Source organism: Bacillus sp. SDLI1, assembly GCF_001553895.1.
Taxonomy (GTDB): domain Bacteria; phylum Bacillota; class Bacilli; order Bacillales; family Bacillaceae; genus Bacillus; species Bacillus siamensis.
Map to the genome: position 1 here is coordinate 737,972 of NZ_CP013950.1, position 16,604 is coordinate 754,575.

Genomic DNA, 16,604 nt, shown 5'->3' on the forward strand with positions numbered 1-16,604 from the left:
AGACCGGATGTCCGGTCTCTTTTTTATATCTGATACATTTCACAATGGCTTCACCATGATCATATATGTCTTTTCCCGATCGTCTTTTTCAAGCTTCAGCTGTTCAAAACCGCATTGGCTTAAAAACAGAACCCATTCCTGCCTGTCCAGGGGAACGGCTGCAAACATCGCTTTATGCGCCGCTCTCAGCCGGCCGGCAATTTCTTCAATGACCGCCCGGCCGATTCCTTTCTCTTTTGCCTCTGGAGCGACGGCCACAGTCCCGAGCCACGGTTTTCCGTTTGAGGGCGCCCATTCTAAGTGAAAGCTGACGGCGGCAGGAGCGCCGTCAAGCTCCCATACGAGCCACGTTCCATTGTACATGGAGTATGCAAGCATAAACTCCGCCGCATTTTTTGTTCCGAATTCTTCGGCTCTCCACACCGGGTGTGCCGCCGCCAGCTGCTCCAGAAATTCCAGATCTTCTTCTTCAAACTCCCTATCTGTCAGCATGTAAATAGTCGTCAAAGATGATTTTATGTATCGCCGGATTCCCCGCAAGCACACTGTGGTTATCTAAAAACGTAAACGGTTCGCCGTCTGTTGTCGTGTAAATGCCGCCGACTTCGTTCAGCAGCACGCAGCCGGCAGCGTAATCCCACGGCGCGAGTCTCATTGTGATGTATGCGTCAATGCGGCCGGCTGCAACACTGGCCAGCTCAAGTGCCGCCGAGCCGTAGGAACGCGTTCCTCTTACCCGTTTTACAAGCGGCGCCAAAATACTCGGGTCGATTCTTCTGTTTTCCGTCACCCATGTGGCATTGATTGCAATAATCGCTTCTTCAATGGAAACCTCTTTTTTCAAAGGAGCAAGCGGCGTGTCGTTCAGATATGCCCCTTTTCCGCTGAATGCATGATACAGCTCGTCCTGCATCACATCATAAATTAAGCCGATTTTGCCTTTTCCGTCTTCAAAAATACCGATGGAGATTGCGAAATGCCGCTTTTGATGGACAAAATTCATCGTCCCGTCAATCGGATCAATGATCCAGACAATTCCTTCAAGGGAGCGGAGTTTATCTCCCTGCCCTTCTTCGCCGAGGATGCGGTGTCCGGGAAAAGTTCCCTGTATACGGTCAATGAAAAAGCGTTCCGTCTCTTTATCCATATTTGTGACTAAATCATTCGGATTTGATTTTGTTTCAATCGTCAAGCTTTCCTGCATGGATTGTCTGATTCTCGTTCCGGCTTCTTTTACCCATTGTTTTGCGATATCATCAATTTCCGTCCAATTTGTCATACCGTGTACCTCTTTTCTATGTATAGCTTACTCTATAGCATACTGATAAAAACGATTAAAAAGCAAGGAAAATGAAAAAAATGCCTTCTCACGTAAAAACGAACCATTTCCTGCGGTTCGTTTTTACTATTCTTTATCCGTTAAGACGAATCCATTCTTTTCTGAGACGTTCCAGTTTTCTTTTACTGAGATCGATTTGATCTTCATTCTCTTTTTGCATGGCCTCATAAAGGGTTGCCAATTCATAATCAACCTCTAGTCTCCAGACAGCTACACGGTTATTTTTTTCCTCCCTGAATCCTTCCTTCACCACTTGCCTCATTGTCTTTCGCCCCTTCCAGAGATCATTTGTTAAAAAAGCATCCCATTTTCCAATTCATTATTAATGATACTTCTTATATCCTATGGAAACTTATATTCGGCTGTAACAACATTCTTAAAATTGTGTGTTTACCTATTCATTTTTTACCACCACTCCCCTCCGCTCAAACGTTCTCAATGTTTTTGCGGCCGGCAGGGGCTGTGGTAAAATATGAATACTTACGATAAGGAGGAAAAAGATGACTCAGATGCGTTTTACAAAAGAAGACTTTGACACATTTACAATAGAAGGATTAGATCCGCGCATGGAGGTGTTAAAAGAACAAGTGCGTCCGAAGCTGACTCTTTTAGGAGAACATTTCGCACCGACATTGTCGGCATTGACGGGAGATGAAATGTTCCCGCATGTCGCCAAGCACGCGAGAAGATCTGTCAACCCGCCGGCTGACAGCTGGGTTGCCTTTGCAAACAGCAAACGCGGCTATAAGAAGCTCCCCCACTTTCAGATCGGATTATGGGACACTCATATGTTTGTATGGTTTGCCATCATTTATGAGTCTCCGATAAAAGAGGAATACGGCAGATTGCTGGAAGCAAAGCAGGATGAAATCACAAAACAGATTCCCGGTCATTTCGTATGGTCGCCGGATCACACGAAGCCCGGTGCGTACAAGCAGTCGGAGATGGATCAGGAGCAGCTGAAAACATTATTTGAACGTCTGCAGACCGTGAAAAAAGCAGAGCTTTTGTGCGGCATCCAGCTGCAAAAAGAAGACGTGATCAACATGAACAACAATGAATTCCTTCAAACCATTGAAGATACTTTTAAGAAGCTTTCCTTTTTATACACACTGACTCAGAAAGTCTCATAACATAAAAAGCGGGCCGGTTTCCGGCTCGCTTTGTTTACATTTTGATAACCGCTTGATCTGATTGTTTCGCCTCTTTCACAGTCCGGTACGGGGAATAGGTGCTGTCCGCTTCAAATTGGCTGCAGATTTTCTTTTCCTCCGCCTTTCCGGGAACGATTTCTTTAAAGCGGCGGTACGCATCCAGAAGTCTGTTGCGGTCAGCTCCTTTTTCATAGGCGTTTTCCACCTGCTGAAAAAACGCGATGACATCCACGGCCTCCTCTGTCGTCCAGTCTTCATTCATCGGATATTGATATTCCAAATGTCTTCACTCCTTTATAATCATGCTCAAAATAAGCATCTTCCATAGATCATAAATTGTTCTTTACTTTCTTTCAAGTTCATAATATAATTCATTTGTTTTACGTTTAAAAAACGGGTAATCATACTGAATGTAATACAAACTAATCCGTAGGTATTATGATAAAGGTGGGAAAACAATTGCCGCAACATGAAACACCCCTGTACAGCGGACTGAAAAAGCACGCGGACAGACAGCCTGTCCAATTCCACATTCCGGGCCATAAAAAAGGCGCGGGAATGGATCCGGAATTCAGACAATTTATCGGAGAAAACGCGTTAAGCATAGATTTAATTAATATTGAACCTTTGGATGATTTACATGCGCCAAAGGGCATCATTAAAGAAGCGCAGGACCTGGCCGCGGAAGCATTCGGCGCAGACCACACCTTCTTTTCCGTACAAGGGACGAGCGGCGCCATTATGACGATGGTCATGGCCGTATGCGGACCCGGAGATAAAATCATCATCCCGAGAAACGTTCATAAATCGATTATGACGGCCATTGTATTTTCCGGAGCGGTGCCGATTTTTATACACCCGGAAATTGACGATGAGCTCGGGATTTCTCACGGCATCACGCTTGAGTCTGCCGAGCGGGCTTTGACTGAGCACCCTGACGCAAAAGGTCTGCTTGTCATAAATCCGACGTATTTCGGTGTGGCGGCTGACCTGAGCAGCATCGTCAAGCTCGCGCATTCTTTCAATGTGCCTGTTCTTGTCGATGAAGCGCACGGCGTGCATATTCATTTTCATGATAAGCTTCCTTTGTCCGCCATGCAGGCGGGCGCTGATATGGCAGCCACTAGCGTGCACAAATTAGGCGGCTCTCTGACGCAGAGCTCCATTTTAAATGTGAGAGAAGGCCTTGTGTCCAAAGAAAGAGTGCAGTCGATTTTAAGCATGCTGACGACAACATCAACATCCTATCTGCTGCTCGCTTCACTGGATGTCGCAAGAAAGCGGCTCGCTACAGAAGGCCGCGGCCTTCTTGAAGATACGATTCTGCTGGCGAATCAGACACGGGAACGCCTCAATCAAATTGAAGGCATCCGCTGTGTCGGCGAAGAAATCACAGGATCTAAAGCCGCCTTCAGTTATGATCCGACTAAATTAATCATTTCGGTCAAAAACCTCGGCTTGACCGGGCATGACGTTGAAAAATGGCTGCGCGAATCATATAATATCGAAGTCGAGCTGTCCGATTTATATAACATATTATGTATTTTCACTCCCGGAGACAGAGCAGGAGATGCCGACCGCCTCGTAAACGCGCTTACAGACATTTCAAAGCAGGCGGCTGCCAATGAATATGCTCATCAGCAAACAGAGGTTCTGCTTCCTGAAATTCCTCTCTTAGCGATGACGCCAAGAGACGCGTTTTACGCAAATACGGAAGTCATTCCGTTAAAAGAATCCGCGGGACGGATCATCGCAGAGTTTGTCATGGTGTATCCGCCGGGAATTCCGATCTTTATTCCGGGCGAAATCATTACTGAAGAAAACATCAGCTACATTTTCAAAAACCTGGACGCCGGCCTACCCGTGCAGGGTCCTGAAGACGCGACGCTTGAAATGATCAGAGTCATCAAAGAACAAAAAGCCATCCAATAAACATAAAGAAGCCCGAAACGAAATCGTTTCGGGCCTTTTTTACGCTTTTTACTCCTCTTCAAGATGACACCGGCATTGTCCGCAGCATGTTCCGTATAACGTCGTTACCTTCTCATCCTCAAAGTAATGAATCGCTTCGTTACAGTCTTGGCAAACAATCGTACCCATCTCTCATTCCCCATTTCTCAGAATTTGAAAACGCTTAATTCTTACTTGTTGTTATTATATTATTATGTCACATTTAATATGTCAACCGATAAATTGTATAACACATTTATTTTTTACGGTCTTTTTATAGCTCGAGGATCAATCACAGTATATCCTTTAGTACGCAATCCTTTTACAATGTCCGGCATGGCTTCAGCCGTCCACTTCCGGTCATGCATCAATATATTGGCGCCGTCCCGCAGATAAGGGCTGCTCAGCGTGATATCGGTAAGCGCTTTTTTGGATTGATATTTCTGATCCCAATCGTAGCCGAAGGTCCAGTTCATTTTCACCATACCTTCTTGTTTTATAAGTTTGTCACTGTAGTCCGTATTGCTTCCGAAAGGCGCCCTGAAAAACGCCGGTTTCTCCCCTGTTATCTTTTCAACAGCTTTATTGACGCCGATAATTTCTTCCCGTTGTTTTTGTTCGGAAAGTTCTTTTAAATTTTGATGAGTCATTGTATGATTTCCGATCATAAAGCCTAACTCATGAATATGCTGAAGCGCTTTCTTATTTTCATCTTTTTTCAAAAATTGGCCGTTCACAAAAAAGATCGCTGACGCATGGAGATCATGCAGTTTGTCCGCAATCTCAGCGGCATGCTGATCGGGTGCATCATCTATCGTTAACAATGCAATCGGTTTTTTGTCTTTCTGGTCATCCAGTTTTTCCGCGGCAAAGGTTTTCGGATTGATATAGTAACGGGGCTCTGCCTTCTGTTTTTTCTGTTTTTCCTCTTTTGTATGAGTGTTTTCCTGTTTAGCATGATTGACTGTAGCTTGAGAATGGGGTTGTTTATTTGTTTGCGTTTTTTCAGTTGATTGGCAGCCGACGAGCAAGCACATCCATATGACGGCGGCAGCGGCTTTATACATGACAATCCCTCCTGATATGGTTTTGCCCACAGTATAACGAAAAAACGGCGCTCTCACGAAACATAATGTGCCTTTTTTACACATCGGCTTCACAAGTTGTCACACGTATTATTTCTTCATTAAAAACGGTTTCAATTATATAACAATTAAGTAACAAGCCTTAGGTTTTTCACCTCTCGTGATACACTTGATATAGTCCTTATAAATGGATGAACCAATATATTATATAAAACAGAGGAGTAAGATAGATGCGCTACCGTACGGTGATTCCCTTTTTTTTGATGCTGTTCGTTCTGTCAAGCTGTTCGGTTTCTACTGTCAGTCCATTCAAAAATAACCGGATCGACAGCATTCATCACACTCAAATCTTGTTTTTTTCCGATGAAAATCATATAGATAAAGAAGTGCCCTACTACGATGCGATTCTTGATTTAGAAAAGAAATACCCCCATCATGTTGATCAAATGAAAGTTTATGATAACAGAAAGGGCTGGGAAGAAGAAATCAACACATTCCCGGCACTGATGGTGGTCAATCACCGGCATGTCGTCATGAAGATTGAAGGCGCGGTAAAGAAAAAAGAGGATATTATCAAGCCTATGCAGCATGTGCTTGCACAATAAAAACAGCCCCCGCTTTTAAAAGCGGGGGCTGTTCATTTTCTTGCAATGATTATTTTACGATATGAATCGGGCTTCCGATTGCCACTTCGGCAGCTTCCATTGTGATTTCGCCCAATGTCGGGTGAGCGTGAATTGTCATTGCGATATCTTCAGCAGTCATTCCGCCCTCGATCGCCAGGCTCAATTCAGAAATCATGTCAGAAGCGCTCGCGCCGGCAATTTGCGCACCGATTACAAGACCGTCTTCTTTACGAGTGATCAGCTTCATGAAGCCGTCAGTTTCGTTAAGAGACAGCGCGCGTCCGTTTGCAGCAAACGGGAACTTAGCAGCAACGACTTCAATGCCTTCTTCTTTCGCCTGTGCTTCAGTGTAACCGACAGAAGCCAGTTCAGGCTCAGAGAATACAACCGCCGGAATACCGAGGTAATCGATTTCAGCCGGCTCTCCTGAAATAGCTTCCGCAGCGATTTTACCTTCGTAAGACGCTTTGTGAGCCAATGGAGGTCCGTCAATGATGTCACCGATTGCGTAAATGTTCGGTACGTTTGTGCGGCACTGCTTGTCTGTTTTAATGACACCGCGGTCAGTCATTTCGATACCGACTTGCTCAAGGCCGAGCTCGTCAGTGTTCGGACGGCGTCCGACAGTGATTAATACGTAATCAGCATCAACCGTTTTTTCTTCGCCTTTTACTTCGAATGTAACTGTTACGCCGTCAGGTCTTTCTTCAACGCCTTTAGCCATAGCGCTTGTATGGATTTCAACGTTGCCTTTTTTCTTCAGTCTGCGGGTAACGAGAGAACTCATTTGTTTTTCGAAGCCAGGAAGAATTTCATCTCCGCCTTCTAAAATAACCAATTCAGTTCCGAAGTTCGCATACGCTGTTCCAAGCTCAGTACCGATATATCCGCCGCCGATAACAACGAGCTTTTTCGGAATTTCTTTAAGCGCAAGTGCGCCTGTAGAGTTCAGAACGCGTTCGCTATATTTGAAGTTTGGCAATTCGATAGGGCGAGAACCGGTAGCAATGATTGCGTTTTTAAATGTGTATGTTTGCGCAGAGTTCTCATCCATTACGCGGACAGAGTTGCTGTCTACGAAATAAGCTTCTCCTTTTATAACGTCCACTTTATTTCCTTTTAAAAGACCTGCAACACCGCCGGTAAGCTTATTTACAACAGAAGCTTTCCATTCTTGGACTTTTGTAAAGTCAACTGTTACGTTCTCAGCAGTGATTCCCATGTCATCTGAATGTTTTGCATTCTCGTAACGATGGCCTGCATTGATGAGCGCTTTTGAAGGAATACAGCCGACGTTCAGACAAACGCCTCCAAGAGTTGCTTTTTCAACGACTGTTACTTTTTGTCCAAGCTGAGCAGCGCGGATGGCAGCTACATAGCCGCCAGGTCCCGCACCAATCACAAGAGTATCTGTTTCAATAGGGAAATCTCCTACTACCATAACATTACGCCTCCATTAAAATAAGTTGTGGATCGTTCAGTAAACGCTTGATGTGGTTTAACGCATTTTGTGCAGTTGCTCCGTCAATCATACGGTGGTCAAAGCTGAGAGAAAGAGCTAAGACAGGAGCAGCTACAATTTCACCGTCACGGACGATCGCTTTTTCAGCAATACGGCCGATACCGAGAATCGCAACCTCTGGGTGGTTGATAACCGGTGTGAACCATTGGCCTCCGGCAGAACCGATATTTGTGATCGTGCAAGAAGCGCCTTTCATTTCCGCAGGTGCAAGCTTGCCTTCACGCGCTTTTGTAGCAAGGCTGTTGATTTCATCAGAGATTTCGAAAACGGCTTTACGGTCGGCATTTTTCACTACCGGCACAAGCAGGCCTTTTTCGGTATCCGCTGCAATTCCGATGTTGAAGTAATGTTTTTGGATCACTTCATCTGTTTTATCATCAATAGATGTGTTTAAAACAGGGAATTTTTTCAAAGCGGATGTTAATGCTTTGACGACGTAAGGCAGATAAGTCAGCTTGATGCCTTGATCAGCAGCAACTTGTTTGAACTGTTTGCGGTGAGCAACAAGATTTGTTACGTCAACTTCATCCATAAGAGTTACGTGCGGTGCAGTATGCTTAGAGTTCACCATTGCTTTCGCGATCGCTTTACGGATACCGCTCATTTTTTCGCGTGTTTCAGGGAATTCGCCTTCAGGAGCCTGAGCCGCTGCAGGTTTAGCTGTTTCCTGAGGTGCAGCTGTTTCTTGCGGTGCCGCTTCTTGAGCCGCTCCTCCATTTGCAAAGCTGTCGATATCTTCTTTTACAACACGTCCGTTATTGCCTGAACCTGTTACTTTACGGATATCCACGCCTTTTTCACGGGCATATTTGCGTACGGAAGGCATCGCGATCACGCGTTTGTTCGGATCAGCTTCCGCTTGGTCCTGCTGTCCTGCGCCGGTTTCTTTTGCAGGCTCTTTAGGAGTCTCTTCTTTAGCGATATCCTGCCCTGCTTCAGCAGACGACTGAACTTGAGCTTCAGTTTTCGCATCTCCTGAATCATGGCTTCCTTTAAATTGAAGATCTTCGTAACCAGGTGCGTCAAACGTAATAATCGTTTGTCCAACAGTTGCAACTGTTCCCTCTTCAACTTTTAATTCTAATACTTTTCCTTTAACAGGTGAAGGAATTTCTACCACTGCTTTATCATTTTGTACTTCAGCCAGAACATCGTCTTCTTCTACCTCGTCGTTCGGCTTAACAAACCATTTTACGATTTCGCCTTCGTGGATACCTTCCCCGATATCCGGAAGTTTAAATTCAAATGCCACAGTTTTCGACCTCCTAGTTGATTAAGCAAATTTTAGTTATGCATTCGCAAGCATTGAACCTAGTAAACAGACTCCTTCATATAGAGAAAAGGACTCTCTTTACCGTCTTTTATGATGCCTGATTAAAATTCAAGAACTTTTTTCGCAGTTTCAAGAACGTCTTTATGGTTTGGAAGCCATACGCTCTCAGCAAGCGAGAAAGGAAATACTGTATCAGGCGCCGCAACACGCAGAACCGGAGCTTCCAAGCTCAGAATCGCGCGGTCATTGATTTCAGCTACAACGTTGGCAGCGATGCCGGCTTGTTTTTGAGCTTCTTGCACGACAATTGCGCGGCCTGTTTTTTCAACAGAAGCAATAATCGTATCAATATCAAGCGGACTTACAGTGCGAAGGTCGATAACTTCAGCAGAAACGCCTTCTTTTTCAAGCTCTTCAGCAGCCTTAAGCGACTCATGAACCATCGCGCCGTATGTGATGATAGAAAGGTCAGTACCTTCGCGTTTCACATCAGCTTTGCCAAGCTCGATTGTGTATTCCTCCTCTGGAACTTCCTGACGGAAAGAACGGTAAAGTTTCATATGCTCTAAGAAAACAACCGGATCATTGTCTCTGATAGAGGCAATCAGCAGTCCTTTTGCATCGTAAGGAGTGGAAGGGATAACAACTTTAATACCCGGCTGCTGAGCGATAAGGCCTTCCAAACTGTCAGCGTGAAGTTCAGGTGTATGAACCCCTCCGCCGAATGGAGAACGGATTGTCACCGGAGAAGTCCAGCGTCCGCCGGAACGGTAGCGGAGACGAGCCATTTGTCCTGAGATTGAATCCATTACTTCATATACGAATCCGAAGAATTGGATTTCCATAACAGGACGGTAATCTTGCAGGCCTAAACCGAGAGCGAGACCGCCGATACCGGATTCAGCAAGCGGCGTGTCAAATACGCGGTCCTCACCGAATTCTTTTTGAAGGCCTTCAGTTGCACGGAATACGCCTCCGGCAACGCCTACATCTTCCCCGAAAAGCAGAACGTTTTCATTGTTTTTCAGTTCTGTGCGTAACGCATCAGTGATTGCTTGAATCATTGTCATTTGCGCCATGGCTTACTTCGACTCCTTCGCTTTGTAAATTTCAAGTTGTTCTTTCAAGTTGAACGTCGGCTCTTCAAACATATTCTCAATCAGCTCTGTTACTTTCGGTTTTGTTTCGCCGTCAGCCTTTTTGATAGCTTGTTTGATTTCTTCTTTGGCCTGTTCAATCACTTTGTTCTCTTCTTCTTCAGACCATAGTCCTTTGTTTTCCAAGAACTTGCGGAAACGTACGAGCGGGTCTTTTTGCTCCCATTCATTTTCTATTTCTTTCGTACGGTATTTAGTCGGATCGTCACCGGACATTGTATGAGGTCCGTAACGGAATGTAAGAGTTTCAATCAGAGTCGGACCTTCACCGTTAATTGCGCGCTGGCGTGCTTCTGCGGTTGCAGCATAAACGGCTAGTGCATCCATTCCGTCTACTTGAACACCTGTAATACCGACGGCAACTGCTTTTTGGGCAATTGTCTGTGCGGATGATTGCTTTTCTACAGGAGTTGAAATCGCATAGCGGTTATTCTGAACAACGAAGATCGCTGGCGCTTTAAATGCTCCGGCAAAGTTCATTCCTTCATAGAAGTCACCTTGAGAAGCTCCTCCGTCACCAGTGTAAGTAATAGCTACCGCTTTTTTACCGCGCTTTTTAAGACCTAAAGCTACACCTGCGGTTTGAATAATTTGAGCACCAATAATAATTTGAGGTGATAAAGCATTTACTCCCTCAGGCATCTGATTACCTTTAAAATGGCCTCTTGAGAACAGGAATGCCTGATGTAAAGGAAGACCGTGCCAAATCAGCTGAGGAACGTCACGATAACCCGGAAGGATAAAATCGTCCTGTTCAAGCGCGAAGTGTGATGCAATTTGAGAAGCTTCCTGGCCCGCTGTCGGTGCATAGAAACCTAAACGTCCTTGACGGGAAAGAGAAATTGAACGCTGGTCTAAAATGCGGATATACACCATTCTTCTCATTAATTCCTTTAACTGATCATCTGAAAGATCAGGCATTGCGTCTTTATTTACGACTTCACCTTCAGCATTTAAAATTTGGAACGTTTCAAACTGCTTATTAATAGCATCAAATTGTTTTTTGCTATCAACAATTGAAGTTTTTGTCTTTGCAGCCATTTTTTAAACCACCTCTTCTTTTGATTTAACAGGGTTAGGATACCGTTTAGCCATCCGTATTAAAAACAGTCTTATCATGCTCTGCAATTCTAAAATTAATCATTCAGAAATTCACATAGCGCTTAAGCAAAGATAATGACGTTTAAACTGTACTAATAAAAAAAGATTTTTTATTAGTACAATATGATCAACAACCATAGTTTACAGTAATTAAACAAAGCCGTCAATTGTTTATAACCTCATTTTGAAACCGCTTATAAAACTTAAGATCATATTGCGCCAAACTGTACTATAAAAGACTTTAAACTGTATTATAAAAATGCTCTACTGTACTATAATTTAAAAAAATTACAAAGAGTAAATTAAGTTATTTAACTTAGGGGCGGGCTTTGAAAAGATGCTCGGGATAAAAACGGGCAGTTAGCAATCGTCCCGCCTGCCGAACAGACGGGACGATGCTTTTGTCTAATTATTCAATACCCGCCCACACGATATTCAGCGGCGTCAGCACGGCATGAGGATGAAACTCGGAAACCGGAGTGAAAAATACATACGTAAAATCTTCGGCTGGATCAGAAAACATGCCGCACCAACCCATTCCAAGATGTGAGAAGGTGCCTTCTGTCATGAAATAATGGTCACCGGCCGGCCACAAATTAATGCCTAAACCAAAGCCGCCTTCCTCTCTGGGCGCTCCGAAGAAGTAAAAAGGAAGACCAGGCTTTATTTGATTTCTCAGCATCGCTTCGACTGTTTTTCTTCCAAGCAGCTTCTTATCTTTCAATCTGCCTTTATTTCTAAACATTTCAGCTAACTTCCAAATATCTCGCAACGAAGAGTACAGACCGCTTGTCGCTTTATTCGGAAAATACGGGTGATGACTTTTTTCCAGCTGTACGCACTCGTGCTCATTGATCACACAAACTTCTTCTTTTAAAGCATCAGGCACATAAAAATACGTTCTTTCTAATCCGAGCGCTTCAATAATATGCTTTGTTACATACTGTTCGTAGGATACGCCTGTTACTTTTGAAATAATGATGCCAAGTATAACAAAACCGGTTCTGGAATAGTTCCATGCTTCATCCACTCCGTACTCCAAAGGCGTACTGACGAGATAGTTTATCCATTCTTCCTCATTCGTTAAGTCAATGCCTTCAGCCTTTTGAATATCCAGCTCAAAACTTAATCCCGCCGTATGAGTCAAAAGGTGCAAAATTTTAATTTCTCCGAAACCCGGTTTATCAAACGCAGACAAAATGAGCTTGACCGGCATTTTCAGATCGAGCAAACCTTTTTCGACGAGCTGCATGACGGCTACAGCGGTAAACACTTTTGTCAAAGAACCGATTTCTCTGATTGTATCAAGCTGAAATGTTTGCTTTTCGTTTTGTCCGCCGGTAAATTCCCCTAACGACTCAGCTGCAAAAACCTCACCTCCTCTTGACATCATATAACTCGCACATTGCAGAACTCCATTGTCTATCATCGTCTGATAATGGCTGTTAAGAGCGTTAATTTGTTTCATATCAAATGCCGGATTGCTTATTGTTTGTTTCATTGTTTTCTCCCCCTGTACTGTATGTATCGTTTTCATCCTTTACTTACCGATTTCTTGATGAATTCTGACACCGCTTTATTAAATTCTTCCGGATGTGTGATGTTCGGAAGATGCCCCGCTCCCTTAATTTTCTTTAATTCTGCATTGCTCAGCAGTTTCCGCAGCCTTTTTGTTTCTTTCTGATCAACTACGCTTTCCTTCTCACCTGTAAGGATAAGCGTTCTTGTATGAATGTCTTTTAAAAAGCCGATTGTAGAATAGCCTTCTTGTTGATGTATCTTCATAAAACGTTCAATAGAAGCATTTAAGAATTGATTACTGTATAAACTTTCATATTCATGCGACTTTCCTATAGCTATAAAATCATTTTTCAGTTTTTCCTCGACACTGCTTTCAGGGTCTTCTTCGTATTCGGTGTAACTTCCGGAAAGAATGAGTGTTTTTACTTTTTCGGGGTATTCATAGGCTATCCTCTGCCCTATCATGCCTCCCCAAGAAGCAGCCGCAATGTGGATCGGCCAAGCAACCCCTATCTCGTTCAGCACTTCGATAAAAGTCTGAGCCAGCCCGCTCAGTGTAAAATCGGCGCTCCCCTCACTCAGCCCGTAACCCGGTGTGTGTATGACAATTACATTAAATTGATCTGCCCACTCCTTCATTTGTTCTTTCCACATGTAAGCAGTGGTAGCGAAACCGCAAATCAGTAAAATTGTTTCGCCCTTACCGCTCATCAATATTTCCATATGCCGGGCATTTTCTGTGTTTGCCAGAAAATGAACGGTTTCCGTTTCTTCTGTCTGGTAAAAAGCGATGAGTTTTTTTGCGGCATCGCTTTGATTGTGCTGAAGGGCTCCTTTCTTCAGTCTGCTCCAATAATGCAAATAATCGTCGAGATGACGATTGGAAGCCGTGCCGAGTATCCGGAAAGGACTTTCAGCTTCCGTAACGATTGACGAAGCATCAAAATCGGCTGCAATCGCTGAATCTCTTACCAGAGGCGGTGCTGAACGGGCGGATAACGGCTTGAAATCGTTTTGTATTTTTTCTTTTTCTCCGTATAACACGATCAGCTGGTGGCCTTGGCCGAGAAGCGAGTGTTCAAAAGCTTTGATTCCGGCAGTATTTTCTAATGGGTGAAGTCCGTACTCCCTTTTCATAATATCTTGAATGCCGGGATCAACTGTCATGCCTCCGTCTTTCCAGAAAGGCCAATTTACAGCGATGGTTTTTCCTGATCTTCCCCCCGCCTTTCTCATACATTCCCTCCACTCGGCAAAATGCTCCAGAAAACGATTGGCGTAGGCATAATCGGCTTGACCCAGACTTCCGATTTCTGAGGAGATGGAAGAAAACAAAACAAAAAAGTCTAAAGGCATATCTCTGAGCGCTTCATCCAAATGAATCACACCATTGACCTTTGATTGCAGCACCGCTTGAGCTTCCGCGTCTGTTTTATTCATAATGAGAGAGTCTTTTAACACGCCTGCACTGTAAATGACCCCGTTGATTTCGGAATAATCAGCACGAATTTTTTCCGCTAACTTGATGACCTGCTGCTTATCTGACATGTCAGCCTGGATATAAGAAATGCTTGCCCCGTCATATCGGATGCTGTCTAATTTTTCTTCCATGTCTGCTGTCATTTTCGATCGCCCGGCAATGATAACGCTGGCTCCGTGATTTGCATAAAGAAACGCTGAAATAATCCAGCCGATGCCGCTTAACCCTCCGATGATGAGATACACCCCGTTTTTTGCAAACTTTGCGGCCTTTTGTCTTGTTTGCAGCGAAGCGTCTCTATATGCTGTCACCCACCTTTTTTGATCGCCGTCATATTTCACAGCCTGATGATGTCCGGCACTTAATTCATTGAGAAGCAAAGGTGCTTTTTCAATGGTTTGTCTTGAAGAAATCTCAACCGTTTTACACTTTATATTCGGCTGCTCCGCATTCAGCGTTTTAAAAAAGCCTCCAATCGCGGCGTAAACCGGATTTGTATATTGATCCTTGTCATGTACGTACAGAATGTTGATGTTTTCTTTTGTTTTTTGACGGATCAAAGCTTTACTTAAATAAAGGATTGAATAAAAGCTGTGAGTCAGGTCTAACGCCGCTTCAGTATAAGCTTTTTTTGACAGGTAATGAATGATTGACGCCGGAAACGCTCCGGACTTTTTCATATCATCTAACAGTCTGGTGTAATGAGCAGACTGCTCCGGGTTAAATTTATAATGCTTTTCATTTACCATTTCATATTCAGCGGCGGCTTCCGCATAAATAACATTTTCACTGCCGGTGTAGTTGCGGATTTCATCACTCAATGAACTGTCGAAATCGAAAATCAAAGTATTTTCCTTAGACACTTCTCCGGACTTTAATGGCGACTCAATCCATTCTTTTTGTAAATACAAAGATTCAAGCATCGGCTTTTCAGACGGCTCTTTCGTTTGCGTTTTTTCTTTAAAAGCTGCAGCCGGTGTATTACGCACATCATATTTTTCTTCTAAATAAGCCGCTAAATCATGAATATTGTTATAATCAAAAAGCAATGTCGGATACAATTGTGTATCCAATCTTTCCTCGAGCATTTTCGATATATGCAGCAGCTGTTTTGAGTCAAGACCCAGTTCGTAAAAAGATTGGTGTTTGTCCGCTTTATTTGGCGGTGTGTTTGTAACCTCTCCAATAATGGATGACAGCTCATCTGTTAATGTTTTTTGACTGTCTTGGTGCAAAACTGTATCAGAGATAGAGTCTGTAATGTCAGCTCCGTATTTCTCCTGCAGATATTCCGTCAATTCACCGATTGTGGAGTAATCAAATAATAAAGTCGGGTACAGCTTTGTATCTAACATCAGTTCTAATTTTTTGGATAAGTCTAATAATTGTTTAGAATCCAAGCCCATCTCGTAAAAGGAAATATCATTCTTCACTGTTTCAGCAGGTTTTTCAATCATGCCGGCTATCTCTTGGATCAAATTATTTCTGATCATTTCTTTATTGTTCGTTGCGCTGCCGACTTCTTTAGCTTTTTGGGAATGCTCCAGCCTTTGTATTGATTTTTCATTTCTGACTCTTTTCACACCGAATCGCTCATAATAAAAAGCGAGCTCTCCATCAGGCCTGTATACTTCTATGTCCGCATATAAAATGTCTTTAGAAGGCGGCTGCGTTATACTGTTTTTATCAATATACACAAAACAAGACCCAGTTGTTTTATGCAGTGCCCGGAATGTCTCAATATATATAGGGATAAACGCATTTGTTCCTTCATCCGGCAAGTCTGATGTAAGGATTCCCAACAAGCTGAGAGACCCATCCAAAAATGCGGGATGCATGTAAAAGTCATCTGTATATTCTTTTGAAAGTCCGCTTAAACTTACCTCTCCCAGAATATAATTTTCACCTTCATATACCGTACCTTCCAATTTCATAAAATCTTTATGAATCAGGCCGCCCCTGCGCAAATTACGATAGGCGGATTCAGCATCCGAAATCCGGACGGCTCCTTTCTTTAATTCTTCGATTGAAATTGTCTTTTCGTTTATCGCATTTTTTCTTATGATTTCCGCCTGCAAGTTGACTGACGCTTCACCTTCCGCCTTTTCAGCGACCCATTTCCTGCTTGTTGTTTCAACAAGCCAGCCGTTTTCTTGTTCCGTAAACTGGAAGGTGACTTTTTTATCAAAATGGACTGACGTCGCAACAGGTTCACGGAATAAAACATGTTTGATTTCAAGACTTCGGGGGGATATCCCTTTCTCAGCTAAAAATCGTGTTATTAAATCCAGATACGTTACGCCGGGTATCGTACGCACTTGATGAAGGACATGGTCTGAAACAATATAATCGTCATGTTTGACTAATACGCTGAACCTCATGCAACTCGACAACCT

The 16,604-nt window shown here is 43.6% G+C and carries 15 protein-coding genes; 3 read left to right on the plus strand and 12 right to left on the minus strand.

Annotated features, from left to right (window positions below):
• Window positions 1-39: 39 nt before the first annotated feature.
• The 3 genes from AUL54_RS03275 to AUL54_RS03285 all read right to left on the minus strand — a co-directional run bounded on the left by AUL54_RS03275 (window position 40) and on the right by AUL54_RS03285 (window position 1,601).
• Window positions 40-492, minus strand: a complete 453-nt coding sequence (locus tag AUL54_RS03275; RefSeq protein ID WP_060962873.1) for a GNAT family N-acetyltransferase — start codon at window positions 490-492, stop codon at window positions 40-42.
• Window positions 479-1,279 carry an inositol-1-monophosphatase gene (gene suhB / locus AUL54_RS03280; protein WP_060962874.1) on the minus strand — a complete coding sequence of 267 codons (801 nt, stop codon included), beginning with the start codon at window positions 1,277-1,279 and terminating at the stop codon, window positions 479-481. The genes AUL54_RS03275 and suhB overlap by 14 nt, the downstream gene beginning before the upstream one ends.
• A 133-nt stretch (window positions 1,280-1,412) precedes the next feature.
• Window positions 1,413-1,601, minus strand: a complete 189-nt coding sequence (locus AUL54_RS03285; RefSeq protein WP_003154513.1) for a hypothetical protein — start codon at window positions 1,599-1,601, stop codon at window positions 1,413-1,415.
• Window positions 1,602-1,839: 238 nt separating this feature from the next.
• On the opposite strand from AUL54_RS03285, the gene AUL54_RS03290 reads away from it, so the two are divergent.
• Window positions 1,840-2,472 carry a YktB family protein gene (locus AUL54_RS03290; RefSeq protein ID WP_060962875.1) on the plus strand — a complete coding sequence of 211 codons (633 nt, stop codon included), beginning with the start codon at window positions 1,840-1,842 and terminating at the stop codon, window positions 2,470-2,472.
• 34 nt (window positions 2,473-2,506) lie between these two features.
• Here AUL54_RS03290 and AUL54_RS03295 read toward each other — a convergent pair whose 3' ends face one another.
• Window positions 2,507-2,773: a UPF0223 family protein gene (locus AUL54_RS03295; RefSeq protein ID WP_060962876.1), complete on the minus strand. Its 267-nt coding sequence runs from the start codon at window positions 2,771-2,773 to the stop codon at window positions 2,507-2,509.
• Window positions 2,774-2,952: 179 nt separating this feature from the next.
• Between AUL54_RS03295 and AUL54_RS03300 the strand changes: the two genes are divergently transcribed.
• Entirely contained in the window at window positions 2,953-4,425 is a 1,473-nt protein-coding gene (locus tag AUL54_RS03300) for an aminotransferase class I/II-fold pyridoxal phosphate-dependent enzyme (RefSeq protein ID WP_060962877.1), read from the plus strand.
• Between the two features lie 48 nt (window positions 4,426-4,473).
• Here AUL54_RS03300 and AUL54_RS20435 read toward each other — a convergent pair whose 3' ends face one another.
• Both AUL54_RS20435 and AUL54_RS03305 read right to left on the minus strand, forming a co-directional pair.
• Window positions 4,474-4,593 (minus strand): GapA-binding peptide SR1P, encoded by a 120-nt coding sequence (locus tag AUL54_RS20435; RefSeq protein WP_076982563.1) that lies wholly within the window; start codon window positions 4,591-4,593, stop codon window positions 4,474-4,476.
• Between the two features lie 113 nt (window positions 4,594-4,706).
• Entirely contained in the window at window positions 4,707-5,510 is an 804-nt protein-coding gene (locus AUL54_RS03305) for a polysaccharide deacetylase family protein (protein WP_060962878.1), read from the minus strand.
• A 248-nt stretch (window positions 5,511-5,758) separates the two neighbouring features.
• Here AUL54_RS03305 and AUL54_RS03310 point away from each other — a divergent pair, with 248 nt between their 5' ends.
• Window positions 5,759-6,133: a hypothetical protein gene (locus AUL54_RS03310; protein WP_016936259.1), complete on the plus strand. Its 375-nt coding sequence runs from the start codon at window positions 5,759-5,761 to the stop codon at window positions 6,131-6,133.
• Window positions 6,134-6,182: 49 nt separating this feature from the next.
• Here AUL54_RS03310 and lpdA read toward each other — a convergent pair whose 3' ends face one another.
• The 6 genes from lpdA to AUL54_RS03340 form a co-directional block, all read right to left on the minus strand.
• The gene (lpdA, locus tag AUL54_RS03315) at window positions 6,183-7,595 is read right to left on the minus strand and encodes a dihydrolipoyl dehydrogenase (RefSeq protein ID WP_007409663.1); all 1,413 of its coding nucleotides are present in this window, start codon (window positions 7,593-7,595) and stop codon (window positions 6,183-6,185) included.
• A 4-nt stretch (window positions 7,596-7,599) separates the two neighbouring features.
• Window positions 7,600-8,928, minus strand: a complete 1,329-nt coding sequence (gene pdhC / locus AUL54_RS03320) for a pyruvate dehydrogenase complex dihydrolipoyllysine-residue acetyltransferase (protein WP_014417649.1) — start codon at window positions 8,926-8,928, stop codon at window positions 7,600-7,602.
• A 122-nt stretch (window positions 8,929-9,050) separates the two neighbouring features.
• Window positions 9,051-10,028: a pyruvate dehydrogenase complex E1 component subunit beta gene (gene pdhB, locus AUL54_RS03325; protein ID WP_003154528.1), complete on the minus strand. Its 978-nt coding sequence runs from the start codon at window positions 10,026-10,028 to the stop codon at window positions 9,051-9,053.
• A gap of 3 nt (window positions 10,029-10,031) precedes the next feature.
• Window positions 10,032-11,147, minus strand: coding sequence for a pyruvate dehydrogenase (acetyl-transferring) E1 component subunit alpha (pdhA, locus tag AUL54_RS03330; RefSeq protein WP_060962879.1), 1,116 nt, complete (start codon window positions 11,145-11,147; stop codon window positions 10,032-10,034).
• A gap of 469 nt (window positions 11,148-11,616) precedes the next feature.
• On the minus strand, window positions 11,617-12,708 hold the full coding sequence (locus tag AUL54_RS03335; RefSeq protein WP_060962880.1) for a serine hydrolase domain-containing protein: 1,092 nt from the start codon (window positions 12,706-12,708) through the stop codon (window positions 11,617-11,619).
• 32 nt (window positions 12,709-12,740) lie between these two features.
• A complete protein-coding gene (locus AUL54_RS03340) occupies window positions 12,741-16,589 on the minus strand; it encodes an alpha/beta fold hydrolase (RefSeq protein WP_060962881.1) in 3,849 nt (1,282 codons plus the stop codon).
• Window positions 16,590-16,604: the final 15 nt, after the last annotated feature.

Coding starts and splice junctions, on each gene's coding strand:
- AUL54_RS03340 (WP_060962881.1), bottom strand. CDS start 16,589: ATGAGGTTCAGCGTATTAGTCAAACATGACGATTATATTGTTTCAGAC.
- lpdA (WP_007409663.1), bottom strand. CDS start 7,595: ATGGTAGTAGGAGATTTCCCTATTGAAACAGATACTCTTGTGATTGGT.
- AUL54_RS03310 (WP_016936259.1), top strand. CDS start 5,759: ATGCGCTACCGTACGGTGATTCCCTTTTTTTTGATGCTGTTCGTTCTG.
- AUL54_RS03290 (WP_060962875.1), top strand. CDS start 1,840: ATGACTCAGATGCGTTTTACAAAAGAAGACTTTGACACATTTACAATA.
- pdhA (WP_060962879.1), bottom strand. CDS start 11,147: ATGGCTGCAAAGACAAAAACTTCAATTGTTGATAGCAAAAAACAATTT.
- AUL54_RS20435 (WP_076982563.1), bottom strand. CDS start 4,593: ATGGGTACGATTGTTTGCCAAGACTGTAACGAAGCGATTCATTACTTT.
- pdhB (WP_003154528.1), bottom strand. CDS start 10,028: ATGGCGCAAATGACAATGATTCAAGCAATCACTGATGCGTTACGCACA.
- suhB (WP_060962874.1), bottom strand. CDS start 1,279: ATGACAAATTGGACGGAAATTGATGATATCGCAAAACAATGGGTAAAA.
- AUL54_RS03305 (WP_060962878.1), bottom strand. CDS start 5,510: ATGTATAAAGCCGCTGCCGCCGTCATATGGATGTGCTTGCTCGTCGGC.
- AUL54_RS03285 (WP_003154513.1), bottom strand. CDS start 1,601: ATGAGGCAAGTGGTGAAGGAAGGATTCAGGGAGGAAAAAAATAACCGT.
- AUL54_RS03275 (WP_060962873.1), bottom strand. CDS start 492: ATGCTGACAGATAGGGAGTTTGAAGAAGAAGATCTGGAATTTCTGGAG.
- AUL54_RS03335 (WP_060962880.1), bottom strand. CDS start 12,708: ATGAAACAAACAATAAGCAATCCGGCATTTGATATGAAACAAATTAAC.